Origin of the sequence: Luteimonas sp. TWI382 (genome assembly GCF_039674545.1) — a bacterium.
Taxonomy (GTDB): Bacteria; Pseudomonadota; Gammaproteobacteria; order Xanthomonadales; family Xanthomonadaceae; genus Luteimonas.
In genome coordinates this window covers 33360-56427 of sequence record NZ_JBDJNS010000008.1, presented here as the reverse complement: position 1 = coordinate 56427, position 23068 = coordinate 33360, and the positions used below count along the sequence as shown (strand labels likewise).

Below are 23068 nucleotides of genomic sequence, written 5' to 3'. Positions count from 1 at the left end.
GTGCGCCGTCAGGCGATCCCCAGGCCCGGGATCGCGGTGATGGCATCGGGGTCGAAGCCCCCGAGTTCGGCGAAATGGCGGCCGCGCGCGGTGTAGTCGCGGTAGGCGCCGAAGCTTGGGGCGCCGGGCGAGAGCAGTAGCACGCCGTCGCCGCCGAGTGCGGCGCGCGCCTGCCGCACCGCCGAGGCGAGATCCGCCGCCTCGGCCAGCGCGAAGCCCCGCGTGCGCGCGACCGGCGCAAGCAGCGCATGGATCCGCGGCCCGTTGGCGCCCATCGTCACGATCGCGTGCGGCGCGCACACCTGCATCGCATCGGCGAAGGCCTGCCAGTCGAGGCCGCGGTCATGGCCGCCGACCAGCAGCGCGACCCGGCGGCCGGCGAACACGTCCAGCGCAGCCAGCGTGGCGTGTGGCGTGGTGCTGATCGAATCATTGACCCAGGTCACGCCGTCGCGGGTGCCCAGCGCCTGCAACCGGTGCGGCAGCGGCACAAACCCGGCGGCCGCAGCGGCCAGTGGCGCGGCGTCGATACCGAGCGCCTCGATCGCGGTCAGCACCGCACACAGGTTGCCGCGGTTGTGGCGCCCGGGCAGCGGCAGGCCGGCGGTGTCGAGCACACTGGCATCCCCGCGATACAGCACGTCGCCGCGCAGATGCCAGCCATCGGCGCGCGCGAACCAGCGCACCTCGCTGTCTGGCAGCGTCAGCGCGGCCAGACGCGGATCTGCGGCGTTGAGCACCGCGATCCGTGGCCGGGCCCGGGTCACCAGCGCGAGCTTGTCCTCGATATAGCGCTGCTCGCTGCCGTGCCAGTCCAGGTGTTCGGGAAAAATATTGGTGACCACCGCCACGTCCGGCCGCACGCCGCTCGCGGCGACATCACCGGTCTGGTAGCTCGACAGTTCGATCGCCCAGGCGTCGGCCTGGACATCGCGCAGTTCCAGCAACGGCAGGCCGATGTTGCCGGCAAGCGCGGTACGCCGGCCGGCGCTGCGCAGCAGATGGGCGAGCAGCGCCGTCGTGGTGCTCTTGCCCTTGGTGCCGGTGACACAGACCGTGCCCTCAGCGATTTCACCGGGCGCTGCGCGCTGCGCGAACCACAGCGCGGTGCCGCCGATGAACCGCGTGCCCTGCGCCGCCGCGGCCAAGGCCTCGGGCCGGTACGGGCTGATGCCCGGCGACTTGACCACCACGGCAAAGCGCGCCAAGCGTTCGGCGCTCGCCTCGGTCTCGACCAACAGCGCCGGATCGCCCAACCCGCCCACCGCGTCGGCCTCGGCGGGCGTGCAGAACACGGTCAGCGGCAGCGCCGCCGTCGACGCCACGCGCTGGCCGGACGACGGCGCGGACAGAGCAGAGCCTGCCCGATGCGCAGTGCGCAGCGCGGCATACGCAGCCCGGCCTTCGCGCCCCCAGCCCCACAGCGCGATGCGACCGCCGTCGGCGGCGAGCGCGTCAAGCGGCGAGATGCGCACGCAGGCGTTCCCACAATGCGGCGGGCACGCGATGCTCCTCGTCGACCACCAGTAGCGGCGCGATGTCCAGCTCGCCCGCGTCGAGCCGCGGCGCAATCTCGCGCGCAAAGCGGGCGGCCACCGCGTCCTCGCGCCATTCCGGGCGCTGCGCCAGCGCTGCCATCGCCGCACGCGATTCGCGGCCCTCGCCGACGCATTCGAACGGCTTGTGGTCGCGGTACTCGAGCAGCGCGTCGAAGCCGGCCACCTGGGCCGCGTCGTCGAGCAGATTGCGGCCGAAGATCGCTACCAGCCGCGGCTTGGGCATGAACGGGGCCAGCGCGAGAAACACGAAATGGCATTTGGGGCAGATGCCGCACCAGCGGTTGACCGGCCGCTCGCCGAGCAGGTGGAAGTTGCGGTTGCAGCTGGAGAAATGCGCGTCATAGCGGTCGGTCCTGGCGAACTGGCGCGCGACCGCCAGCTCCGACAGCGGCCGCAGCAGCGAGTAGTAGTGCAGATCGGCGGCGACGTGGCGCTGCACGTGCTCACCGAACGCGCGCTCGAACGCCCAGCCCTTCGACCACTGGTGATTGACCTCGTTGGTGGTGCTGCCATCGGCGGCCTGGATCAGGCTGCCGTAGCTGGCCGAGCGTTCGTTGGAGAACACCACCTGGTCGACACCATGCAGCACCGCGGCCAGCACCAGGATCGCCGAGTTGATCGCGGTGACCGGGATGTGACCGTTGAGTGCGCCATGGCGGTTGTACTCGAACAACTGCGGCGCCAGTTGGCGGCCGATGTTGAGCGTCGGCAGCCCGGTGCGCTCGGCGCAGACCCGGATCAGCTGCGAGCCGCCGATCCATGCCACGGTCTGCGCCACGTCCAGCGCGCGCAGCGCCTCGATCGAGACCAGCGAATCCTTGCCGCCGCCGATCGCGACCAGCGCATGGGCACGCAGATCCAGCGCCGGTGCCGTGACCTCATCGGCCGCGGCGTCGGCCGGGAAGCGGATCTTGCCGTGCAGGTCGAGCCCGTTGCGGTAGGCGAATTCGCCCAGCCCATGCACATAGGCATCCTCGAGCAGGGCCGCCGTGGCAGCGTCGATCGTATAGCCGTCGATGCGGATCTGCGGCGGCACGGCGGCCTTGTAGTAACTCACGCCGGCGAGCAGGTGCAGCAGGCGCAGCGCATGGGTCGCGGCCTGCGCGCGCGCGCCGTCGAGTTCGAACGGGGCGCCCGGCACGGTCACGGTCTCGACCAGCTCCGGGCCATCGTCGAACGCGTAGCGCAACCGCGCCACGCCGGTCGCGGCGTCGAGGTCGCAGTCGACGAAGCGGAAGCAGCGGATGGCGCTGCGGTCGAATCCGGAAGTCATTCGATCACATCCTGCTGCGGCAGCGACCGCAGGTTGTAGGTGTTGGCCATCGCGAAACCGTAGGCGCCGGCGTCGGCAAGCAGCACGGTGTCGCCCTCGGCGGTCGCCGCGGGCAGCAGGCGCCGGGTGCCGAAGACGTCGCTCGATTCGCAGATCGGGCCGACGACATCGCAGACGACTTGGCGCTCGTCGTCGATCCGCGACAGGTTGTGGATGCCGTGCCAGGCGTCGTACATCGCCGGTCGCATCAGGCTGTGCATGCCGGCATCGAGGCCGACGCGGCGCGTGCCGAGCTTGTCGACGACCTGGGTCACCGTCGCCAGCAGCACGCCGGCCTCGGCGACGAGGAAGCGCCCGGGCTCGATCGCCAGGCGATAGCGTGGGTACTCGGCCTTGATGCTGGCCAGGCCCACGCCCCAGGCCGCAAGGTCGAACGGGGCGTCGTCGGGGCGGTAGGGAATCGGCAGTCCGCCGCCGATGTCGATGGTGTCGATGGTGCCCACCGCATCGGCAAACGCTGCCAGCTCGGCGTAGACCTCGCGCCAGTGGGCGACGGTTTCGATGCCGCTGCCCAGATGGGCGTGGAGCCCGGTGATGCGTACGTCGAGATCAGTGGCGGCATGGACGAAGGCGTCGAAGGCCGGCAGCGCCAGCCCGAACTTCGAGGCCGCGCCGCCGGTGACGACCTTGGCATGGTGGCCGTCGCCGCGGCCCAGATCGAGCCGCAGCCACAGGTCGCGGCCGCGGAAGACCTCGGGCCAGCGCTGCAGCGCCTCGACGTTGTCCAGGGTCACCGTGACGCCGAGCGCGAAGGCGGCAGCGTACTCGTCGCGCGGTGCGAAGCTCGGCGTGAACAACACGCGTGCCGGGTCGAGGTCCGGCAACGTCGCGAACACGTGCTCGAGCTCGCCCCGCGAGACGCATTCCAGGCCGAACCCGGCCTCGACCAATGTGCGCAGCACCGCCGGATGCGAGTTGGCCTTGATCGCGTAGAACCGCCGGTCGACCGCGGCGACGTCCGCCAGCGACTGCGCCCGCTCGCGCACCGTGGCCAGGTGGTAGACGTAGCGCGGCGTCCCAGGCGTCGCCAGTGCGAGCAGGCGCGCGCGCGCGTGCTGCCACCACGGCGTCGGGCGTTCGCGGCGGCCGTGGGCGATTTCGCGCCAGCTCGGGCCGAATACCGCGCTGTCGTGGACCGGCATCGCGCCGCTGCCGATCAGCTCGGCATGCAGCACCGGCAGCAGGCCGTCGGCGTCGGCCTCGTCGATGACGAAGGTCAGATTGAGGTCGTTGGACGACTGCGAGATCAGATGCACGCGCTCGCGCCCCATCGTCGCCCAGACGTCGGAGAGCTTGTGCAGCAGCGAGCGCATGCCGCGCCCGACCAGGGTGATCGCCGCGCACGGCGCGATGACCTTGACCCGGCACACCTCGGCCAGGTCGTCGCTCAATCGCGCCAGCACATCGGTGCTGACCAGGTTCTCGCTCGGGTCGAGCGACACGGTGACGTTGGTTTCCGACGAGCCAATCAGGTCGACCGACAGGCCGTGGCGCTTGAAGCGCTCGAACACGTCGGCTAAGAAGCCTACCTGCTGCCACATGCCGATGCCTTCCATCGACACCAGCACGATGCCGTTGCGCCGACTGATCGCCTTGACCCCCGGCACCGGCTCGGCGCTGCCGTCGATCGCCGTGCCCGGCAGGTCCGGACGCTCGGTGTCGAGGATCGCCATCGGCACGCCGCCGTCGCGGCAGGGCTTGATCGAGCGCGGGTGCAGCACCTTCGCACCGGTGGTCGCGATCTCCTGCGCCTCGGCGTAGTCGAGCCGCGCAAGCAGGCGCGCATCGGGTACGTCGCGCGGGTTGGCGCTGAACATGCCCGGCACGTCGGTCCAGATTTCCACGCGGCGCGCGCCCAGCAACGCCCCGAAATACGCCGCCGAGGTGTCCGAGCCGCCGCGGCCGAGGATCGCAGTGCCGCCGTCGCCATGCCGGGCGATGAAGCCCTGGGTCAGCAGCATGCGTGCCGGCTGCGCGCAGAAACGCGCACGCCAATCGCCGTCGGACTCGCGCCGGCAGTTCACCGACAGCCGCGACGCCCAGCCGCTCTGGTTGGGCAACGCCACCGCGTCGAGCCAGTCACGCGCATCGCACCAACCAAAATCCAGGCCCTGCGCAGCCAGGTACGCCGCGCCGATCGTCGATGACAGCAGTTCGCCCTGCCCCAGCACCTCGGCCTGCCAGTCCAGCGCCCGCGTGGGCGCACGCGCATCGCGCACCAGGGCCTGCAGCGCGGCGAGCCGGGCGCCGAGCACCGTGTCGGCGTCGAGTCCCAACTCGGCGACGAACGCGCGATGGCGCTCGACCAGCGCATCGACGATCCCGTCGGCCGCATCGCCATCGGCAATCGCGGTCAGTGCGTTGGTCACCCCCGACAGCGCCGACACCACCACCAGTACGCGCGCGTCGTGCTCCTGGGCCCGGCGTTTCGCCAGCTGGCCGATGGTGTCCCAGCGGTGGCGGCGCGACACCGAAGTGCCGCCGAACTTGAGCACGATCCAGCGATCGTCGGAGGGTGAGGACATCGGAGGTGGGGTCTCGGACGGAAGGAAGAGAACAGCACCGCGCAGGCGCTGCAGCGGACACGTCGCCGACACAAGGCCAAGCGCGGCGGACCGCCGATTCTAGCGCTGGCGGAGGCGGAGGGAATCGAACCGCTCGATTCGGGCGACAGTTTGGGTAAGCTGTCGCGCCGCACGACGCCCGCCCGCGCATGACTTCCCGACGTTTCGTCCAGGTGGACGTGTTCGCCGACCGGCCCGGTGCCGGCAATCCGCTGGCGGTGGTGCTCGATGCCGACGGGCTGACCGACGAGACGATGCAGGCCATCGCCCGCTGGACCCGGCTGCCCGAGACCACATTCGTGTTCCCGCCCGCCAGCGACGCGGCCAGCTACCGCATCCGCATGTTCTCGCCCCGCCGCGAAGTGCCGTTCGCCGGACACCCGAGCGTCGGTACCGCGCATGTCGTGCTCGACGCCGGCCTGGCGCGCCCGCGCGACGGCGTGCTGGTGCAGGAGGGCATCGCCGGCAGCCTGCCGCTGGCGGTGGTCGGCGCAGGCGCGGACCGGACGATCGCCGTACGCACGCCGCGCGCACGGATCGTCGACGTCGCGCGCAACGAGGACCCGCGACTGCGCGCAGCGCTGGGGTCGCTACCGCCGGGGGCGCTACCGCCGGTGCTGATGGACGGCGGGCGTCGCTGGTGGTTGGCCGAGGTGGCCGACGAGGCGGCGCTGCGCGCCGCCGCCCCGCAGTGGGAGGCGATCGCCGCCCTGGCCGAGGCCACCGGCAGCATGGGCGTCTGCGCTTTTGCGCGCAGCGCGGGCAGTCGCGACTACGACCTGGCGGTGCGCGCGTTCGTCGGCGCCACCGCGTGTTTCGAGGACGCCGCCTCGGGCGCGGCCAATGCGACGCTGGCCGCCTGGCTGGCGGCGCGCGACGCATTGCCTGGGACAGCCGGTCGCTACCGCGTCAGCCAGGGCCGCGAGGTCGGTCACGATGCGATCCTCGACTTGCGCGTCGACGCCGAGGGCGAGGTCTGGTCGGGCGGGCGCGTCCAGAGCGTGGTGCGCGGCACGATCGACTGGCGCTGAGCTGAGCGCGGCCCGCCGCCATTCCACGCCGCCATTCCACGCCGCAAGGCCCCTGCCGCACCGCCAGTGCGGCACGGCAGGGCATGGTCCATCAGCCGTCGAGTTCGGCCTCCAGCGACAGCGGCACCGCCGACAGGGCCTTGGAGACCGGGCAGTTCTGCTTGGCGTCGTCGGCGATCTCGCGGAACTTCGCAGCGTCGATGCCCGGCACCTTGGCACGCGTCTTCAAGCGGATCGCGCTCAGCTGCGGACCGCCCTCCATCGACAGATCGACGTCGGCACGCGTGTCGATCGATTCGGGCGCGAAACCGGCCTCGGTGAGCTTGGCCGACAGCGCCATCGTGAAGCAGCCGGCATGCGCGGCGGCGATGAGCTCTTCGGGATTGGTGCCCTTCTCGTCGCCGAATCGGCTGTTGAACCCGTAGCGCACGGCGTCCAGCAGGCCGCTTTGCGGCGTCGACAAAGCGCCCTTGCCGGATTTCAGGTCGCCGCTCCAGCGGGCGGTGGCGTGGCGGGAAATACCCATGACGCGTTCTCCATCGAGACAGGAGCCGGCGATCGTATCGGCGCGGACGTGACGCGGACGTTTCGGGGCGGCAACGCGCCGGCCGCCAGGCGGTCGCGGGGCTGTCAACGGGCCACGCTTGCGCGTGCGGACAGCCGCCAGACAGGCGCAAATGTGATTGGCGGCACCGTGGGCCGCCTAAAACCGCTGTTTTTTTGCGTTTTCCTATTGGCGGGTGCGCAGGGATGCCCTACATTTCGCTTGCCGGCTCGCTCGGCCAGGAATCATCCAATCCATATTTGACGAGGGAACCACAGACCCATGGCAACGAAGAAGGCCACCACCAAGAAAGTGCCGGCCAAGAAGGCGGCTGCGCCGAAGAAGACCGCCGCCAAGTCCGCAGCACCCAAGCCGATCAAGGAAGCGCTGAGCAAGTCGGGCCTGGTCGCACACATCGCCGACTCCACTGGCCTGGCCGCGAAGGACGTCCGTGCGGTGTTCTCCGCACTCGAAGGCGCCGTGCACGGTTCGATCAGCAAGAAGGGCGCCGGTTCGTTCACCCTGCCGGGCCTGCTGAAGATCACCTCGGTCAGCGTGCCGGCCAAGCCCAAGCGCAAGGGCATCAACCCCTTCACCAAGGAAGAGCAGTGGTTCGCCGCCAAGCCCGCCTCGGTCAAGGTCAAGGTGCGCCCGCTCAAGAAGCTCAAGGACGCCGCTGCCTGATCCCAGGCGGACGCTGCGTTGCCCGATCGGGACGGCCTTGGCCGTCCCGATCGCGTTTCAGGGCCTGGCGCTGTCGCGCCTTGCCACCCAATGGGTGCCCAACCCGCCGCGGGCATCGTGCATGGATGCTGTCGCGCAACGTGCACACGATGCGAACGGTTTGCCTCGCAAGCTCGCCGCCCCGCGCCTGTGCGCCCCGTCACGTCGGATCGTCGCCATGAGTTTCCAGGGATTTCTCAACCATCTCCTCACCTCCCAGAGCGGCGGCAAGCCGGGCAGCAGCCTGCTCAATGCGGATTTCGGCAAGGGCGCGGTCGCCGGCGGCGCGCTCGGCCTGTTGCTCGGCAAGCACCGCAAGACCCGCAAGCTCGCCAGTTACGGCGGTCTGGCCGCGATCGGCATGATGGCCTACCGCGCCTACGGCGATTACCAGAAGCAGCAAGCGGGCGCGGCCGTACCGGCGCCACAAACCGTCGACCGGCTGCCTCCGCCGCAGGCCGACCTTCACAGCCAGGCGATCCTCAAGGCGCTGGTCGGCGCCGCCAAGGCGGACGGCCATCTCGACGCACGCGAGCGCGAGGTGATCGAGGCCGAGTTCCGCCGCATCGACAGCGCCGCCGACATCCAGTCGTGGCTGCACGCCGAGCTGGAAAAGCCGCTCGATCCGGCCGAGATCGCACGCGCCGCGACGTCGCCGGAGATCGCCTCGCAGATGTACCTGGCCAGCGTGCTGGTGGCCGACGACACGAGCTTCATGGAGCGCAGCTATCTCGACGAGCTCGCGCGCCAGTTGGGCATCGCGCCTGAACTCAAGGCACGCCTCGAGCAGGAAGTGCGCGCCGCCGCAGGAGGCTGACGCGTCCGCGCCGACTCGATCTTCGCAGCGACGCGGTTACCGTCGCTGCGATGACGCCGCCTTCCCCATCCCGCCCCCGCGACTACACGCCGCAGCTGCGCCGCACCTTGCGCGCGCTGCTGGTGCTGGCGGTGCTGGCCGCCGCCGGCCACTGGGCCTGGCATCAACCTTTCATGGCCCAACCGCGCGCCGTCGCCCGGATCGCCGCCGCGCCGGCACCGGAAGCCTTGCCGATGCCGGTCGAGGGTGTCGCCCCCCACCGCGTCGCCGACACCTTCGGTGCGCCACGCGGGCGCGATCGGCAACATGAGGGCGTGGACATCTTCGCGCCCCGCGGCACGCCGGTGCGCAGCACTACCGAAGGCCTGGTCGTGGGCATTCGCGATGCTGGCCTCGGCGGACGTCAGGTGTGGGTGGTCGGCCCGGGGCGGCAGCGCCACTACTACGCGCATCTGGACGACTTCGCCGAACTGCTCTCGGTCGGCGACGTGGTGCGCCCGGGCGACATGCTGGGCACGGTCGGCGACACCGGCAATGCGCGCGGCACGCCGCCACATCTGCATTACGGCATTTACGCGGCCGGCGGCGCGCTCGATCCGCTGCCGCTGCTGCGCGCCGCCGCCGCCGCGGCCGACGACACCGCCGGGATGCGTTGAAATGCCACCTGCGGCGTGCATCGCGGCACCGCCGCGGCCGGCACCGCGCCGCACTTCCGGGTTACCCTGCGCGCGGCGCCGGCGTGCATCATCGGAGTTGGAGATGGACAAGCGTTTCTGGATCTGCGGGTTGACGCTCTCGGCCAGCGCGCTGCTGCTGGGCTTGCTGATCCATGGCGTGCTGCTGCGCGCCGACTACCTGGCCTTGTCCCATCTGTTCCGCACGCGCGAGGATGCCAATGCCAATGTCGGCTGGATCCTGCTGGCGTATCTGTCGCTCGGCCTGGCGATGACCTGGCTCTACCGCTGGCTGCCGCCGCCGGTGCGCAGCAAGCGCTGGCATGGCGCCCGCTTCGGGCTGGCACTGGCGCTGGTGTCGTTCGTGCCCTGGCATCTGCTCGCCCATGCCGGCCAGCCGTTCCCGCTCGGCCTGACGCTGCGCCAGATCGTGCTCGATGTGATCGCGATGCAGTTGCTCGGTCTGCTGTTGGCGTGGCTGCAACCGCATCGCCGCGTGCTCGCGCCCGCGCCCGATGAGCGCAGCCCCCGCTAACCCGGCATTCACCGCCGACACGTAGGGTGCGCAGGACTGCACCAGGAAACCGTCGCATGCGTGCCCTCGCCCGTCCCGTCGCCTTGTCGCTGCTGCTCGTCCTGACCGCCTGCACATCGCTGGGCGTGGTCTCGGCCTGGCTCGGCGACCAGGTCGCGTTCACCGCGCCGCAGTTGCAGCGCCAACTCGACACACGCTTCCCCCGGACGTTCGAGCGCGTCGGCGGGCTGGTTTCGGTGACGCTGCAGAACCCGCAGTTGACGATTCCGCAGGGCGAGCACCGGCTGCGACTGGACTTCGATCTGGGCGTGGGCGGCGCGGTCGCCGACGACCGTCCGGGCCACCTGACACTGGTCAGCGGCCTGCGCTATGACGCCGCCACGCGCGGTCTGCATCTGGAGGATCCGCAATTGCTGCAATTCGACCTGCCGGGAACCCATGCGCTGCTCAAGGGCGGCGCGCAGGGCATCGTCAACGGCCTGCTGGCCGAGTACGCGCGCAGCGAGCCGATCTACCGGCTCGACGACGACCTGCTGTCCAAGCTGCCGGCCGGCAAACGCATCGGCGAGGTCGCGGTCGGCGACGGCCGCGTGGTGGTGCACCTTGCGCGCTGACCGCACTGCGCTGGCGCTGTGCGCCGCGCTGGCGCTGGCGGCCTGCGGCGACCGCGACGCCCAGCGCGGCGACACCGCGGATAACAGTGCGGACACCGCCAGTCTGCCGCAGCCCGTCGCCACCGGCGATCCGGTGACCGGCATGCCCGGTGCCCCGGGCCCCGGCGACGTGCCACTGGGCGGCCGGGCCCCGGCGCCCGCGGTTCCCGACCTGGCGGCTGTCCCACTCGAGGACAATCCCGAGACCGGCCTGTTGCCGGGAGCGACGGACCCCGCCGTGGACATGGCGCCGCCAAGCCCGGAGGCGGCGGTGGCGGCGCTTCGCACCTACTACGCGGCGATCAACGCGCTCGACTACGCCAGCGCCTATGCCCAGTGGTCGGATGGCGGCCGGGCGAGCGGGCAGACACCGGAGCAGTTCGCGGCCGGCTTCGCGCAGACGTCCACGGTCATGGTCGACATCGGCACGCCGGGCGCCATCGAGGGGGCCGCCGGCTCGCGCTATATCGAGGTGCCGGTGTCGTTGCGCGCCCAGCAGGCGGACGGCTCGATCCGACGCTACGAGGGGCGCTACGTCCTGCGCGCAGCGGTGGTCGACGGCGCCAGCCAGACGCAGCGCGCCTGGCACATCGCGTCGGCGGACCTGCGCGAGGTGGCCGCGCCCTGATCGCGGGCGCGGGCGGACATCTGCTGGGTCAGCGCTTGGGCTGGAGCATGGTACCGGTGCAGTTCGCGGCGCCGCAGCGGCAGCCCCACAGCTTCTTGAGCGCGGGCGTGTGCCGCTCGGCCAGGGTGATGCCGTAGTTGTAGGTCAGCTCCTCGCCCTGGGCGATATCGCGCAGCGCCTCGATGAAGACCTTGTCCTTGTGCCGCCGGTCCTTGGCGTCCTCCTCGACCACCGCTTCGCAGTTCGGATCGCAGGAGTGGTTGATCCAGCGTGCGACGTTGCCCTCGATGTTCGCGTCGATGACGTAGTCGTCGTTGAGCGTGAACAGGAACGTGTGGCCGTCCTCCTCCTGGTCGCCGTATTGGGCATCGACGTCGGCGTGACTGCGCAGGAAGCCCTTGTAGCGGATGACCCGCTCGCCCTTGGCGATCGCTTCGGTGGCGAACACGCCGTTGCCGTGGATCGCCGAGCGGCGGGCCTCAATCTTCCTGGTCTTCTTCTTGGGCATCGTGCGCTCTGGGGCGATGAGGACAAGCGTCGCATTGTCGCGGACCCGCACGCCGGCCGCCACTGGCGCGTCGCGCTGAACGCCGGCCCATGCGCACGTTGTGGTCGGCCGGTCAAAAAAGTACAATTTTGGTCCGCATTCCGCAGTCAGCTTCTTCCGATGCTCCGGGTCACCAAGCTCACCGATTACGCCACCGTGGTTCTGACCGTGCTCGCCGCACGGCCGGATGCGGTGATGAGCGCGACCGATCTGGCCGAGCGCGCGGGCCTGGAGACGCCGACGGTCAGCAAGCTGCTCAAGCCCCTGGCCCAGGCCGGACTGGTCGAGGGCTTCCGCGGCGCCAACGGCGGCTACCGGCTGGCGCGCGCGCCATCGGCGATCAACCTGGTGCAGATCGTCGAGGCGATGGAAGGCCCGCTGGCGATGACCGAATGCAGCCTGCACGACAGCCAGTGCGGGATTTCCGACCAGTGCGGTGTCCAGGGCAACTGGCGCCGCATCAACGAGGTCGTCGCCGAGGCCCTGCGCGGCGTGACGCTGGCGCAGATGCTCGACGACGCCCCGCGCGTCCCTTCCTTTCCCACCCCTGCCGGGGCGAAGCGCATCGACGCCCGCCTCGCGCACCCATAGACAGTAGGCAGCCGCCCCCATGGCCACCGACATCATCGAAGCCCCCGAGACCAACCGGGAGATCCACGCACAGCTCGGCCGTCGCTACGACGCCGGCTTCGTCACCGATATCGAGTCCGACAGCTTCCCGCCGGGCCTGGACGAGGACGTCGTACGCGCGCTGTCGCGCAAGAAGGGCGAGCCTGAGTGGATGACCGACTGGCGCGTCGCCGCCTATCGCCACTGGCTGACGATGCCGGTGCCGCACTGGGCCAAGCTGCAGATCGCCCCGATCGACCTGCAGGCGGTCAGCTACTACTCCGCGCCCAAGGGGCCGAAGTACAAGTCGCTCGACGAGGTGCCCAAGGAGTTGATCGACACCTACGACAAGCTCGGCGTGCCGTTGCACGAGCGCGCCAAGCTGGCCGGGGTCGCGGTCGATGCGGTGTTCGACTCGGTCTCGGTCGGCACCACGTTCCGCAAGGAGCTGGCCGAGAAGGGCGTGATCTTCTGCTCGATGTCCGAGGCGGTCCACGAACACCCCGAGCTGGTGCGCCAGTACCTGGGCACCGTGGTGCCGGTCGGCGACAACTACTTCGCCGCGCTCAACTCGGCGGTGTTCTCCGACGGCAGCTTCGTGTTCATCCCCAAGGGCGTGCGCTGCCCGATGGAGCTGAGCACTTATTTCCGTATCAACGCCGGCCACACCGGCCAGTTCGAGCGCACGCTGATCGTCTGCGAGGACAAGGCCTACGTCTCGTACCTGGAAGGCTGCACCGCGCCGATGCGCGACGAGAACCAGCTGCACGCCGCGGTGGTGGAGCTGGTCGCGCTCGAGGATGCGGAGATCAAGTATTCGACGGTGCAGAACTGGTACCCCGGCGACGAGAACGGCGTGGGTGGCATCTACAACTTCGTGACCAAGCGCGCCGAGTGCCGTGGCGCGCGCAGCAAGGTGACCTGGACCCAGGTCGAGACTGGTTCGGCGATCACCTGGAAGTACCCCTCCTGCGTGCTGTTGGGCGACGACTCCTCGGGCGAGTTCCACTCCGTGGCGCTGACCCACCATCGTCAGCAGGCCGACACCGGCACCAAGATGATCCACGTCGGCAAGCGCACCAAGAGCAAGATCGTCAGCAAGGGCATCAGCGCCGGCCGCGGCCAGAACACCTACCGCGGTCTGGTCAAGGTCGGCAGCGGCGCCGAGGGCGCGCGCAACTACACCCAGTGCGACTCGCTGCTGATCGGCAAGGACTGCGGCGCACACACCTTCCCCTACATCGAGGTCCGCCACCCCGGCGCGACCGTCGAGCACGAGGCGACGACCTCCAAGATCAGCGACGACCAGCTGTTCTACTGCCGGGCGCGCGGCATCTCCGAGGAAGACGCGGTCAGCCTGATCGTCGACGGCTTCTGCAAGCAGGTCTTCCGCGAGCTGCCGATGGAGTTCGCGGTCGAGGCCAAGAAGCTGCTGGAGGTCTCGCTCGAAGGCTCGGTCGGATGAGCGCGGTCCTGTCACTTGCGGCCCGCGGCGCCCTGGCCCTTGTGGCCGCCGCCGCGATCGCGCTGCCGGTGCTGGCGGCGGACGTGGAACGCGACAACATCTGCTGCGTCGGCGGCTGCACCGGTCCCCAGACCGATCCGGTCAAGGCAGGCATCGACGCCGACGCCGAGCTCAACCGCACCTACCGTGCCGTCCTGGCCGAGTACGCCGACGTGCCGGGCGCGGTCGAGGCGATCCGCGACGCGCAGCGCAGCTGGATCGCGCTGCGCGATCGCGACCTCGAGGCGCCTGGGGCGAGGTGGGGCGCGGTGCTGCCCGAAGATGACCCCGGACACGCGGCTCGGTGCTCTACAACGACCTGATCCTGCGTCTGAACAACGCGCGCTCGCGGTTCCTCCGCGACGCCTATCTCGCCCTCGCGGCTGAATTTTCCATCCAGGCATTCCTATGTTGACGATCGACAACCTCCACGCCCGCATCGGCGAACGCGACATCCTCAAGGGCCTCTCGCTCGACGTGAAACCGGGCGAGGTGCACGCGATCATGGGCCCCAACGGCGCGGGCAAGTCCACACTGGGCAACATCCTCTCCGGTCGCGACGGCTATGACGTCACCGCTGGCACGGTCGCGTTCGAGGGCCAGGACCTGCTGGCGCTCGAGCCCGAGGAGCGCGCCGCGGCCGGCGTGTTCCTGGCGTTCCAGTACCCGGTCGAGATCCCGGGCGTGAACAACACCTACTTCCTGCGCAGCGCGCTCAACGCCCAGCGCAAGGCGCGCGGCCAGGAGGAGCTCGACTCGATGCAGTTCCTGCGCCTGGTGCGCGAAAAGCTCGCGGTGCTGCACCTCGACGACCGCCTGCTGCACCGCGGCGTCAACGAGGGCTTTTCGGGCGGCGAGAAGAAGCGCAACGAGATCTTCCAGCTGGCCGTGCTCGAGCCGAAGCTGGCGATTCTCGACGAGACCGATTCGGGCCTGGACATCGACGCGCTCAAGAACGTCGCCGACGGCGTCAATGCGCTGCGCTCGCCCGATCGCGCGTTCATCGTGATCACCCACTACCAGCGCCTGCTCGACTACATCCGCCCCGACGTGGTGCACGTGCTCGCCGATGGCCGCATCGTGCAGAGTGGCGGCCCGGAACTGGCCCTGCAGCTCGAAGAAAAGGGCTACGCCTGGGTCAAGGACCGCGTCGCGCCCGAGGCAGCGGCGTGATGAGCGCCCTGCTCGAGTCCCTTGCCGCGGGTTTCGACGGCGACGCTGCGCGCCGCCCGGCGCTCGACGCCGCATTGGCGGCGGGCCTGCCCGGCCCGCGCAGCGAGTCGTGGAAGTACACCTCGCTGCGCGCGCTCGAGCGCCGCAGCTTCGCGCCGGCTGGCGACGCCGCGATCGATCCGGCGCTGCTGGCCGACATCCCGGCGCCGCGCCTGGTGTTCGTCAACGGCCGCGCCGCGCCCGCGCTGTCCGATCCCGGCCCCGCCATCGCCGGGCTGTCGATCGGCACCAGCCTGTCTGCTAACGCACTGCCGGCGATCGAAGATCGGGACGACGCGGTGTTCGTGCGCCTCAACGCCGCGCTCGCCACCGATGGGGTCGCGATCACCGTCGACGCCGATACCGAGGTCGCGGCGCCGCTGCATCTGGTGTTCGTCGGTGCGCCGACCGAGACCGACCAGGCGTGGCACCTGCGTCACCACATCGCGCTCGGTACCGGCGCGCGGCTGACCGTGGTCGAACACCATCTCGATGCCGGCCCCCATCGCCATCTCGACAACGGCGTGTGCTCACTGCGCCTCGCCGATCGCGCGCACCTGCGTCATCTGCGACTGCAACGGCGCGAGACCGGCGCGACTGCGTTCCTGCGCACCGACGCCGAGTTGCAGGCCGGCGCCATCTACGACCGCGTCGACGTCGAGGCCGGCGCGGCGCTGTCGCGCCACGAACTCGACGTGCGCCTGCTCGGCCCGGACGCGCGCCTGACCGCCAACGGCGTGCTGCTGGCCGGCGGTCGTGGTCATCTGGACACGCGCCTGGGCATCCGCCACATCGCCCGCGACACCGCCTGCCAGCTGCTGTGGCGCGGCATCGGCGACGGCCGTGGCCGGGTGGTCTTCCACGGCGGCATCACCATCGACGCCGGTGCCGACGGCACCGATGCGCGACTGTCGAACAAGAACCTGCTGCTGTCGGCAACCGCCGAGATCGATACCCAGCCGGTGCTGGTGATCCATGCCGACGAGGTCCAGGCCGCGCATGGCGCCACGGTCGGCCAGCTCGATCCCGGCGCGCTGTTCTACCTGCGCTCGCGCGGCCTGCCCGCGACCGATGCCCAGCGACTGCTCACCGCCGCCTTCGTACGCGAGCCGCTGGCCGCGATCGTCGACGACGCGCTGCGCACGCTGGCCGAGTCCGCACTGGATCGCGCGCTCACCGCGCTCGTGCGCGCATGAGCGCCCTGCCGCCGCTCGAGCCGCCGTTCGATGGCCCCAGCGCACCGGACCGGCACGATGGCGAGGTCGACTGGGCCTGCGTGCGCGCCGACTTCCCGCTGCTGCTGCGCGAGGTCCACGGCAAGCCGCTGATCTACTTCGACAATGCCAACACCGGCCAGAAGCCGGCGTGCGTGATCGACGCGGTCGACGGCCACTACCGCCGCCACAACGCCAACGTCAGCCGGGCCGTGCACCAGCTCGGCACCGAGGCGACCGAGGCCTACGAAGGTACGCGGCGCAAACTGGCGCGGTTCCTCAACGTGCGCGCCGACGACCTGGTGCTGTGCAGCGGCACCACGTTCGCGATCAATCTGGTGGCGTACTCGTGGGCGCTGCCGCGACTGAAGGCCGGCGACACGATCCTGGTCTCGCGCATGGAGCACCACGCCAACATCGTGCCCTGGCAGATCGTCGCCGAGCGCACCGGCGCGACCGTGCGCGTGGCGGAGATCGGCGAAGACGGCACGCTCGACCTCGAGTCGCTGCGCCGCGCGATGACGCCGGACGTGAAGCTGCTCGCGATCACCCACGTCTCCAATGTGCTGGGCACGGTCAATCCGGTGCGCGAGATCTGTCGCCTGGCGCGCCGACACGGCGTGACGACCGTCGTCGATGGCTCGCAGGCGGTACCGCACCGCAGGGTGGACATCGCCGCGATCGGCTGCGACTTCTACGCCTTCACCGGCCACAAGATGTGCGGGCCGACCGGCACCGGCGCGCTATGGGCGCGCCGCGAGCACCTCGAGGCGATGCCGCCGTTCCTGGGCGGCGGCGAGATGATCAAGGAGGTCGCCTTCAGCGGCACGGTCTACAACGACCCGCCGCAGCGTTTCGAGGCCGGCACCCCGAACATCGCCGGCTTCGTCGGCCTGGGCGCTGCGGTCGACTATCTCGAACGACTCGGGATGGACCACGTCGAGCGGCGCGAGGCCGCGCTGCTCGCACACCTGACCGAGGCGATGGGCACGATCGACGGCCTGCGCATCCTCGGCGCGGCACCGGACAAGGCCGCCGTGGTGTCGTTCCTGGTCGAAGGCGCGCATGCGCACGACCTGGCGACACTGCTGGACCTCGAAGGCGTGGCCGTGCGCTCGGGCCAGCACTGCGCACATCCGCTGCTGCAGTTCTACGGTGTCGCGGCCACCTGTCGCGCCTCGCCGGCGTTCTACAACACCCACGAGGAGATCGACGCCTTCGTCGCCGCGCTGCGCAAGGTCCGCCGGCTGCTGGGCTGACGCGCCGCATTGCGGCATGCCGATCGGCGCCACGCGCGCCGACGGCCATAATGGCCGCCCTTCCCCGCCAGCTTCGTCACGATGCCCGCCTCTCCCGCGTTTCGCCTCGCCACCCTCGACGACGTGCCCGCGCTGGTCGCGCTGGTGACGTCCGCCTACCGCGGCGATGCCAGCCGCGCCGGCTGGACCACCGAGGCCGACCTGCTCGACGGCGCCCGGATCGACCCGGACGTGCTGCGCGCCGATCTCACGCGTCCCGCCAGCCGCGTCGTCGTGGTCGACGGCTCCGATGGCACGCCGCAGGCCTGCGCGCATGTCGCGATCGAGGACGGCCATGGCTACTTCGGCATGTTCGCCGTCGCCCCGCGATTGCAGGGCCTGGGCACCGGAGATGCGGTGCTGGCCGAATGCGAGCGCATCGTCCGCGACGACTGGCGCCTGCCCGGCATGCGCATGACCGTCATCGACCTGCGCGAGGCGTTGATCGCGTGGTACGAACGCCGCGGCTATCGCCGCACCGGGCGTCACAAGCCATTTCCCTATGGGGACGCACGTTTCGGCATCCCGTTGCGCGACGATCTGCGCTTCGAAGTGCTGGAGAAGACCTTCGGCGCCTCACCCTTCGGAGTCGCACCATGAGCGAGACCTGGACCTTCGTCTGCGCGACCGCCGAACTGCTGCCCGGCGAGATGCGGACCACCTTCGACGAGGTAACCGGGGCGCCGATCGTGGTGTTCAACCTCGATGGCGACCTGTACGCGCTGGAGGACCAGTGCACCCATGAGGACTTCGCGCTGTCGGGCGGGGGCGATTTCGACCCGGGCGAGGCAACGATCGAATGCGTGCTGCACGGTGCGAAGTTCGACGTGCGCGATGGCCGCGCCCTGTGCGCACCGGCCTACGAACCGGTCGCGAAGTTCCCGACCAAGATCGAGCACGGCGGGGTCTGGACGCGCGACGACCGGGACTGACGGTCCTGCAGTGATCGTCGCGCTGCACCAGTACGAGATCCGGCGGATCCGTCGCGCCGCTGCCGTGCCATACATGCGAATGAATTGCGTTAAGACTTGCTTATGAAAATCATTCTCATATAATTGCGCGTCAGCTTTCTTGCTCGAGCGTGCCCGGTTCGTGACGACGCGACCTACATCGCAGTGGACGGCATCGGGGCGCATCAGGCTGGCCCTGGCGGCCCTGCTGTCGCTGGCTGTCGTCCTCGGTGTCGCTTCCTGCGACCTGCCGCTCATGTCTGCCGGGCTCGGCGATGCGACCGCGCTGCCCGACCTCCCGGCCACGCAGGATCCACCGCCCGAGGCGAAGTTCCGCCGTCCGCTGCCCCTGTCGGCCCGCGTCGCGCCGCGGGATGCCGCGCCCGGCGCCAGCCTGCCGCCGTGTCCGGCGGTGGCGTCGACACCGCCGATGTCGCGCGTCGACGCCATGCGGGCCTTGGCCGACCGACCGCCCCCCGACGCCGTCGACGCGCCACAGGCGCTGCGTCCGGATCTGACATTGCCGCCCGGCCACGCGCCTCCGCACGCCTGAAGCCCCCGCCAGCCAGCGTGGGGCCGCGCGCCGCCGAGGCCGGCGCACGCGTACGCCCCAGCGTTTGATGCCCCCGTCTTGCGACGCCGCCGCCCGGTGGCGCGCCAGGCCGCACGCGCGGCCGCTTTCCCATGTTTCGACAAGGACCTCCCATGATTGATTCGACCGCCCCGCGCCGCCGTGCGCTGGCCGCGAGCCTGCTCGCCCTGCTGTCCACCCCTGCACTGGCCGATACCGCTCTGCCCCAGGACGACGCCCGCAACTTCGACACCATCGTCGTCACCGCGGCCGGCTTCGAGCAGAAGATCACCGACGCCCCGGCCAGCATCAGCGTGATCACGCAGGAAGACCTGACCCATCGTCCCTACATGACCCTGCTCGATGCGGTGCGCGACATCGAAGGCATCGACGTCGGCGAGACCCGCGACAAGACCGGCCAGGGCACGATCTCGATGCGCGGCATGGGCGCGGACTACACGCTGATCCTGATCAACGGCCGGCGCCAGAACAACCACGGCGACATCTACCCCAACAACTTCGCCGGCAACCAGTTCAACCACATTCCGCCACTGGACGCGATCGAGCGCATCGAAGTGATCCGCGGCCCGATGTCCACGCTCTACGGCGCCGACGCAATGGGCGGGGTGATCAACATCATCACCAAACGCGAGCTCGACAGCTGGGCCGGGTCGCTCACGCTGGGCCGCACCTTCGAGACCGACGACCAGTTCGGCGACGACACCACCGCCGACCTCTTCGTCACCGGGCCGTTGGTGCCGGGCGTGCTGAACCTGAGCGCGCGCGCCAGCTGGTACGACCGCGAGGCCTCCAATCCGGTGTACGCGCCGGTCACCGACCCCAACGGCGAGGTCCACACCCGCGCACTGGGCTTCGGCGGCGGCGGCAAGACCGTGGACAACACCAACAAGGCCGCCGGCATCTCGCTGAGCTGGACACCGACGCAGGCGCAGACGATCACCTTCGATATCGATGCCTCGCGCCAGAAGTACGACAACAGCACCCGGCTCAACGACAACGGCGTGGCGGAGTATCCGGTGGGCACCGTCGACGACTACGGCGCGATGCTGCGCATCGGCAACAACGGTCGCATCGAACCGCGTGCCGGCTATCGGCCCAGCCAGGAGTTCACCCGCGACAACTGGTCGATCGCGCACGAGGGCCGCTGGTCGTTCGGCAACAGCCTGGTGTCGCTGGGTTATGTCGAAACCCGCAACGAGGGCCGCACGCTGCCCTACACCGTGGCCGACCGCCAGCACCTGCAGTCGCTGTGGAACACGGCCTGCGGCAACCTGGGCGGCACGGTCAACGCTGCCGGCCGCTGCCCCAACTCGGCCGCCGGCACTGGCTACAGCCCTCCCGCATGGAACGGGCTTTCCGAGGCCCAGAAACTGGCGGTCATGGCGGCCAATCTCACATCCGAGCAGTACGCTCAACTGCTGGCCTACCTGCCCCGCCCAGATCGCACGCTCGAGAGCAATCAGTACACGCTCGACGCCAAGCTGGACCTGCCCTTCGAGTGGAATGGCACTCACGTTGCCGTGGTCGGTGCCCAGCTCATCCGTGGCGAACTGATCGATGGCGTGTTCGGCATGGAGCGCGGTGTTGCTGGCGCCAAGCAGAAGCACGACATGGTCTCGCTGTTCGCCGAGGACACCTGGACCATCGCCGAGCCGGTGTCGATCACCGCCGGTCTGCGCTACGACGATCACAAGACCTTCGGCAACCACCTCAGTCCGCGCCTGTACGGCGTGTGGACGCTGAGCGAGCAATGGACGGTCAAGGGCGGTGTCAGCACCGGATTCAAGACCCCCAAGACCACCCAGCTCTACGACGGCATCACCGGCTTCGGCGCCCAGGGCGTGTCGCCGATGTTCGGCAATCCCAACCTGCAACCCGAGACCAGCACCAGCACCGAATTGGCCGCGTACTGGCAGCACCCCGGCGGCCACAGCTTCAATGCGACGATCTTCCACAACAAGTTCGACGACAAGATCGGCCAGGAAGCCTGCGGTCCGACGCTCACGATCGCCTGCAGCGGCACCGGCGACTACGCCGATCTGGGGTACTCGAACTCCAACAAGACGGTCAACATCGACGAGGTCGTGGTCCAGGGCGCCGAACTCGCCGGACGCTGGCAGATCAGCGACGCTCTGGGCTTCCGCGCCAACTACACCTTCACCGACAGCGAGCAGAAGAGCGGCAGCAATGCCGGACGGCCGCTGGGCAACAGCGCCCGGCACATGGCCAACGCCACGCTCGACTGGCGCGCGACCGAAGCCTTCACGGTCTTCCTGACCGCCGAGGCGCGCTCCAAGCGCTACCGCGGCTTCGACACGGTGCTGGCGCAGGAGCTGTACTGGAAGGACTACGAGGTGCTCCACCTCGGCGCCTCCTACCGCATCAACGAGACAGTGACCGTCAACGGCCGGATCAACAACCTGCTCGATCGCGATTTCACGTCCTACCAGTACAGCTTCGTCGAAGACAGCGGCAGCTACACGCTGTCGGCCCAGGACGACTACAACAACAAGGACAAGGCGCGGAATGTCTGGCTGAGCGTGAACGTCAGCTTCTGAACCCTGGAGTGAGGTCCGGCCCGGCAGGCGCACACGCCTCGTCCGGGCCGGCCCCCGACCGGTCACGCAAGCAGACCGCGAGCAAGGCGCCCTCGCCCTCGATCGACACCCGGCCGGACGCAGAGGCACCGGTCAGCACGGCGGTATCGCCTGCCGCCAACGCCGCATGCGCCACGCCGCTGCCGCATCGCGCGTGTCCGGCCAGCAGGTGGATGGCCCAGGTCGTCGCCGGGTCGGCACGCCATGCCAGGGCGCCGGCCAGCGGCAGATGCCAGAGCCGGGCCCGGTACGCGTCGCGCCGCCACATCAGGTTGAACACTTCGACGCCGCCTGTCGGCACGCAGGCGGCCACATCGCGTTCGCCGGCGAAGCGATGCCGGGCATATCGCGACGCCAGCGCGACGCGGCGGTCCGCGACCCGCAGATCCAGCCGGCCGCCGCGCAGCAGCATCAGCTCGCGATCGACGCCGGGAAATGCCGAGAACGGCGCATCGCGGTCGATTCGTGCAATCGAGATCCGCCACGGCCAGGGGGCCGCGGTATCGTCGACCGAAGGCGCGGCCGTCAGCGCAGGCGCGCAGAACAGTTCGCGCGTCCAGCCGTGGCCATTGCGCCAGCGCACGGAGCGTGCGGCGGCGGCGGGAACGATCCGGACGGTCTCAGGGACAGGCATCGCGCGAGTCTAAAGCCTGATCGACAACAGGCCCCGATCAAGACCAACCCGGATCGGGTGGGCCCGGGTAGACGACCGGGGCCGCAGCGCGCCACCAGGCCGACGCTGGCTCCGAGATGGGCGCGTCCTACAATCGGCGCGTTGCGCCCAAAAGAGGTCGCCCGCCACGCATCCAATGCGGGGCGGGCGACGGCTACATCCATGTAATGGCGTCCTTGCCGGATCCAATGGAGCATCCCGCTCCTCGACCTGCACCGATGCTCCTTGCCCCGGTGCGGGCGATGGTTGGCTCAGCGCTGCTGCGCTGCGCCCTTGCCCGGCGTCCCAGACGCCCGCTGGGCGGTCTGCTGCTGGCGCGCCATCGGCGACCCCAGCTCGATCCGGTCCCGGTTGTTCTCGACCGTGCGCAGACCGATGCCCTTGACCATGGCCAGTTGCTCGGCGCTGCGGAACGGCCCGTTCTCATCCCGGTAGGCCACGATCGCCTCGGCCTTGGCCGGCCCAATGTTGTGCAGCACCCGGGCGAGGGTCGTGGCATCGGCGGTGTTGACGTTGACCTTCTCGACCCCGTCTGCGCCGAAGGCCGAACCGGCCATCAACAGCGAGAGGACGAGAGCGGCGATGAGGGCTTTGAACGGCTTCATGGCGAACTCCTTGGCGATTGGGTGGATTCCTTTCCCGACTGGCGATCTGTCATCCCTGCCGGTGTTGCCAGTCTCCCCAACGCCATGAACACAGCCTATCCGCCTGTCCGCCATCGCGAAGCAGGCCGACTCCCCAATTTCGTGTAGGAAAAGTCCTACAACGCCCGCGCGGTAGAATGGCCATCTACGCCGCAAGTGGAGCCCGC

Annotated in this window: 24 protein-coding genes; 17 read left to right on the top strand and 7 right to left on the bottom strand. The window is 69.9% G+C overall.

Annotated elements, in window-relative coordinates:
- Positions 1-8 precede the first annotated feature (8 nt).
- From murD to ABE505_RS07330, 3 genes are read right to left on the bottom strand one after another with little or no spacing between them, the layout of a single operon-like run.
- Positions 9-1475 (bottom strand): UDP-N-acetylmuramoyl-L-alanine--D-glutamate ligase, encoded by a 1467-nt coding sequence (murD, locus tag ABE505_RS07340; RefSeq protein ID WP_346443394.1) that lies wholly within the window; start codon positions 1473-1475, stop codon positions 9-11.
- Positions 1456-2832 (bottom strand): UDP-N-acetyl-alpha-D-muramoyl-L-alanyl-L-glutamate epimerase, encoded by a 1377-nt coding sequence (gene murL / locus ABE505_RS07335; protein WP_346443392.1) that lies wholly within the window; start codon positions 2830-2832, stop codon positions 1456-1458. The genes murD and murL overlap by 20 nt, the downstream gene beginning before the upstream one ends.
- Complete coding sequence (locus ABE505_RS07330; protein ID WP_346443390.1) at positions 2829-5417, bottom strand: bifunctional aspartate kinase/diaminopimelate decarboxylase; 2589 nt, start codon at positions 5415-5417, stop codon at positions 2829-2831. The genes murL and ABE505_RS07330 overlap by 4 nt, the downstream gene beginning before the upstream one ends.
- Positions 5418-5605: 188 nt before the next feature.
- Here ABE505_RS07330 and ABE505_RS07325 point away from each other — a divergent pair, with 188 nt between their 5' ends.
- A complete protein-coding gene (locus ABE505_RS07325; RefSeq protein ID WP_346443388.1) occupies positions 5606-6487 on the top strand; it encodes a PhzF family phenazine biosynthesis protein in 882 nt (293 codons plus the stop codon).
- Between the two features lie 91 nt (positions 6488-6578).
- On the opposite strand, the gene ABE505_RS07320 is transcribed toward ABE505_RS07325, so the two are convergent.
- The gene (locus tag ABE505_RS07320) at positions 6579-7013 is read right to left on the bottom strand and encodes an OsmC family protein (protein ID WP_346443387.1); all 435 of its coding nucleotides are present in this window, start codon (positions 7011-7013) and stop codon (positions 6579-6581) included.
- A gap of 300 nt (positions 7014-7313) precedes the next feature.
- Between ABE505_RS07320 and ABE505_RS07315 the strand changes: the two genes are divergently transcribed.
- The 6 genes from ABE505_RS07315 (at position 7314) to ABE505_RS07290 (ending at position 11061) form a co-directional block, all read left to right on the top strand.
- Positions 7314-7715: an HU family DNA-binding protein gene (locus tag ABE505_RS07315; protein WP_241943980.1), complete on the top strand. Its 402-nt coding sequence runs from the start codon at positions 7314-7316 to the stop codon at positions 7713-7715.
- A 217-nt stretch (positions 7716-7932) separates the two neighbouring features.
- Positions 7933-8571 (top strand): tellurite resistance TerB family protein, encoded by a 639-nt coding sequence (locus tag ABE505_RS07310; RefSeq protein WP_346443385.1) that lies wholly within the window; start codon positions 7933-7935, stop codon positions 8569-8571.
- 50 nt (positions 8572-8621) lie between these two features.
- Complete coding sequence (locus ABE505_RS07305; protein ID WP_346443383.1) at positions 8622-9227, top strand: M23 family metallopeptidase; 606 nt, start codon at positions 8622-8624, stop codon at positions 9225-9227.
- A gap of 103 nt (positions 9228-9330) precedes the next feature.
- Positions 9331-9780, top strand: coding sequence for a hypothetical protein (locus ABE505_RS07300; protein WP_346443382.1), 450 nt, complete (start codon positions 9331-9333; stop codon positions 9778-9780).
- Positions 9781-9836: 56 nt separating this feature from the next.
- Entirely contained in the window at positions 9837-10394 is a 558-nt protein-coding gene (locus ABE505_RS07295) for a DUF1439 domain-containing protein (protein WP_346443380.1), read from the top strand.
- Entirely contained in the window at positions 10384-11061 is a 678-nt protein-coding gene (locus ABE505_RS07290) for a hypothetical protein (RefSeq protein WP_346443378.1), read from the top strand. The genes ABE505_RS07295 and ABE505_RS07290 overlap by 11 nt, the downstream gene beginning before the upstream one ends.
- 28 nt (positions 11062-11089) lie before the next feature.
- On the opposite strand, the gene ABE505_RS07285 is transcribed toward ABE505_RS07290, so the two are convergent.
- The gene (locus ABE505_RS07285) at positions 11090-11569 is read right to left on the bottom strand and encodes an SET domain-containing protein-lysine N-methyltransferase (RefSeq protein ID WP_346443376.1); all 480 of its coding nucleotides are present in this window, start codon (positions 11567-11569) and stop codon (positions 11090-11092) included.
- Between the two features lie 159 nt (positions 11570-11728).
- Between ABE505_RS07285 and ABE505_RS07280 the strand changes: the two genes are divergently transcribed.
- The 10 genes from ABE505_RS07280 to ABE505_RS07235 all read left to right on the top strand — a co-directional run bounded on the left by ABE505_RS07280 (position 11729) and on the right by ABE505_RS07235 (position 21545).
- Positions 11729-12199, top strand: a complete 471-nt coding sequence (locus ABE505_RS07280; protein WP_346443375.1) for an SUF system Fe-S cluster assembly regulator — start codon at positions 11729-11731, stop codon at positions 12197-12199.
- Positions 12200-12218: 19 nt separating this feature from the next.
- On the top strand, positions 12219-13682 hold the full coding sequence (gene sufB, locus ABE505_RS07275) for a Fe-S cluster assembly protein SufB (RefSeq protein ID WP_346443373.1): 1464 nt from the start codon (positions 12219-12221) through the stop codon (positions 13680-13682).
- Positions 13679-14044, top strand: coding sequence for a lysozyme inhibitor LprI family protein (locus ABE505_RS07270; protein ID WP_346443372.1), 366 nt, complete (start codon positions 13679-13681; stop codon positions 14042-14044). The genes sufB and ABE505_RS07270 overlap by 4 nt, the downstream gene beginning before the upstream one ends.
- An 85-nt stretch (positions 14045-14129) precedes the next feature.
- Positions 14130-14894: a Fe-S cluster assembly ATPase SufC gene (sufC, locus tag ABE505_RS07265; RefSeq protein WP_346443370.1), complete on the top strand. Its 765-nt coding sequence runs from the start codon at positions 14130-14132 to the stop codon at positions 14892-14894.
- Complete coding sequence (gene sufD / locus ABE505_RS07260; protein WP_346443368.1) at positions 14894-16129, top strand: Fe-S cluster assembly protein SufD; 1236 nt, start codon at positions 14894-14896, stop codon at positions 16127-16129. The genes sufC and sufD overlap by 1 nt, the downstream gene beginning before the upstream one ends.
- Entirely contained in the window at positions 16126-17406 is a 1281-nt protein-coding gene (locus tag ABE505_RS07255; RefSeq protein ID WP_346443366.1) for a cysteine desulfurase, read from the top strand. Before sufD ends, ABE505_RS07255 begins: the two co-directional genes overlap by 4 nt.
- Before the next feature lie 81 nt (positions 17407-17487).
- On the top strand, positions 17488-18045 hold the full coding sequence (locus ABE505_RS07250; protein ID WP_346443364.1) for a GNAT family N-acetyltransferase: 558 nt from the start codon (positions 17488-17490) through the stop codon (positions 18043-18045).
- A complete protein-coding gene (locus tag ABE505_RS07245; protein WP_346443363.1) occupies positions 18042-18377 on the top strand; it encodes a non-heme iron oxygenase ferredoxin subunit in 336 nt (111 codons plus the stop codon). Before ABE505_RS07250 ends, ABE505_RS07245 begins: the two co-directional genes overlap by 4 nt.
- A gap of 139 nt (positions 18378-18516) precedes the next feature.
- Positions 18517-18948: a hypothetical protein gene (locus ABE505_RS07240; RefSeq protein WP_346443361.1), complete on the top strand. Its 432-nt coding sequence runs from the start codon at positions 18517-18519 to the stop codon at positions 18946-18948.
- 152 nt (positions 18949-19100) lie between these two features.
- Entirely contained in the window at positions 19101-21545 is a 2445-nt protein-coding gene (locus tag ABE505_RS07235) for a TonB-dependent receptor (RefSeq protein ID WP_346443359.1), read from the top strand.
- Here ABE505_RS07235 and ABE505_RS07230 read toward each other — a convergent pair.
- Both ABE505_RS07230 and ABE505_RS07225 read right to left on the bottom strand, forming a co-directional pair.
- Complete coding sequence (locus ABE505_RS07230; RefSeq protein ID WP_346443357.1) at positions 21535-22218, bottom strand: HutD family protein; 684 nt, start codon at positions 22216-22218, stop codon at positions 21535-21537. The genes ABE505_RS07235 and ABE505_RS07230 overlap by 11 nt on opposite strands.
- 290 nt (positions 22219-22508) lie before the next feature.
- The gene (locus tag ABE505_RS07225; RefSeq protein ID WP_346443355.1) at positions 22509-22862 is read right to left on the bottom strand and encodes a ComEA family DNA-binding protein; all 354 of its coding nucleotides are present in this window, start codon (positions 22860-22862) and stop codon (positions 22509-22511) included.
- Between the last annotated feature and the right edge of the window lie 206 nt (positions 22863-23068).

Excerpts from the sequence above, each read along its gene's own strand:
- ABE505_RS07250 (WP_346443364.1), top strand. The coding sequence starts at position 17,488 with ATGCCCGCCTCTCCCGCGTTTCGCCTCGCCACCCTCGACGACGTGCCC.
- ABE505_RS07285 (WP_346443376.1), bottom strand. The coding sequence starts at position 11,569 with ATGCCCAAGAAGAAGACCAGGAAGATTGAGGCCCGCCGCTCGGCGATC.
- ABE505_RS07310 (WP_346443385.1), top strand. The coding sequence starts at position 7,933 with ATGAGTTTCCAGGGATTTCTCAACCATCTCCTCACCTCCCAGAGCGGC.
- ABE505_RS07225 (WP_346443355.1), bottom strand. The coding sequence starts at position 22,862 with ATGAAGCCGTTCAAAGCCCTCATCGCCGCTCTCGTCCTCTCGCTGTTG.
- ABE505_RS07245 (WP_346443363.1), top strand. The coding sequence starts at position 18,042 with ATGAGCGAGACCTGGACCTTCGTCTGCGCGACCGCCGAACTGCTGCCC.
- ABE505_RS07255 (WP_346443366.1), top strand. The coding sequence starts at position 16,126 with ATGAGCGCCCTGCCGCCGCTCGAGCCGCCGTTCGATGGCCCCAGCGCA.
- ABE505_RS07300 (WP_346443382.1), top strand. The coding sequence starts at position 9,331 with ATGGACAAGCGTTTCTGGATCTGCGGGTTGACGCTCTCGGCCAGCGCG.
- ABE505_RS07230 (WP_346443357.1), bottom strand. The coding sequence starts at position 22,218 with ATGCCTGTCCCTGAGACCGTCCGGATCGTTCCCGCCGCCGCCGCACGC.
- murL (WP_346443392.1), bottom strand. The coding sequence starts at position 2,832 with ATGACTTCCGGATTCGACCGCAGCGCCATCCGCTGCTTCCGCTTCGTC.
- ABE505_RS07330 (WP_346443390.1), bottom strand. The coding sequence starts at position 5,417 with ATGTCCTCACCCTCCGACGATCGCTGGATCGTGCTCAAGTTCGGCGGC.
- ABE505_RS07270 (WP_346443372.1), top strand. The coding sequence starts at position 13,679 with ATGAGCGCGGTCCTGTCACTTGCGGCCCGCGGCGCCCTGGCCCTTGTG.
- ABE505_RS07320 (WP_346443387.1), bottom strand. The coding sequence starts at position 7,013 with ATGGGTATTTCCCGCCACGCCACCGCCCGCTGGAGCGGCGACCTGAAA.
- sufC (WP_346443370.1), top strand. The coding sequence starts at position 14,130 with ATGTTGACGATCGACAACCTCCACGCCCGCATCGGCGAACGCGACATC.
- ABE505_RS07295 (WP_346443380.1), top strand. The coding sequence starts at position 9,837 with ATGCGTGCCCTCGCCCGTCCCGTCGCCTTGTCGCTGCTGCTCGTCCTG.
- ABE505_RS07325 (WP_346443388.1), top strand. The coding sequence starts at position 5,606 with ATGACTTCCCGACGTTTCGTCCAGGTGGACGTGTTCGCCGACCGGCCC.
- sufB (WP_346443373.1), top strand. The coding sequence starts at position 12,219 with ATGGCCACCGACATCATCGAAGCCCCCGAGACCAACCGGGAGATCCAC.
- ABE505_RS07315 (WP_241943980.1), top strand. The coding sequence starts at position 7,314 with ATGGCAACGAAGAAGGCCACCACCAAGAAAGTGCCGGCCAAGAAGGCG.
- ABE505_RS07280 (WP_346443375.1), top strand. The coding sequence starts at position 11,729 with ATGCTCCGGGTCACCAAGCTCACCGATTACGCCACCGTGGTTCTGACC.
- ABE505_RS07235 (WP_346443359.1), top strand. The coding sequence starts at position 19,101 with ATGATTGATTCGACCGCCCCGCGCCGCCGTGCGCTGGCCGCGAGCCTG.
- ABE505_RS07305 (WP_346443383.1), top strand. The coding sequence starts at position 8,622 with ATGACGCCGCCTTCCCCATCCCGCCCCCGCGACTACACGCCGCAGCTG.
- sufD (WP_346443368.1), top strand. The coding sequence starts at position 14,894 with ATGAGCGCCCTGCTCGAGTCCCTTGCCGCGGGTTTCGACGGCGACGCT.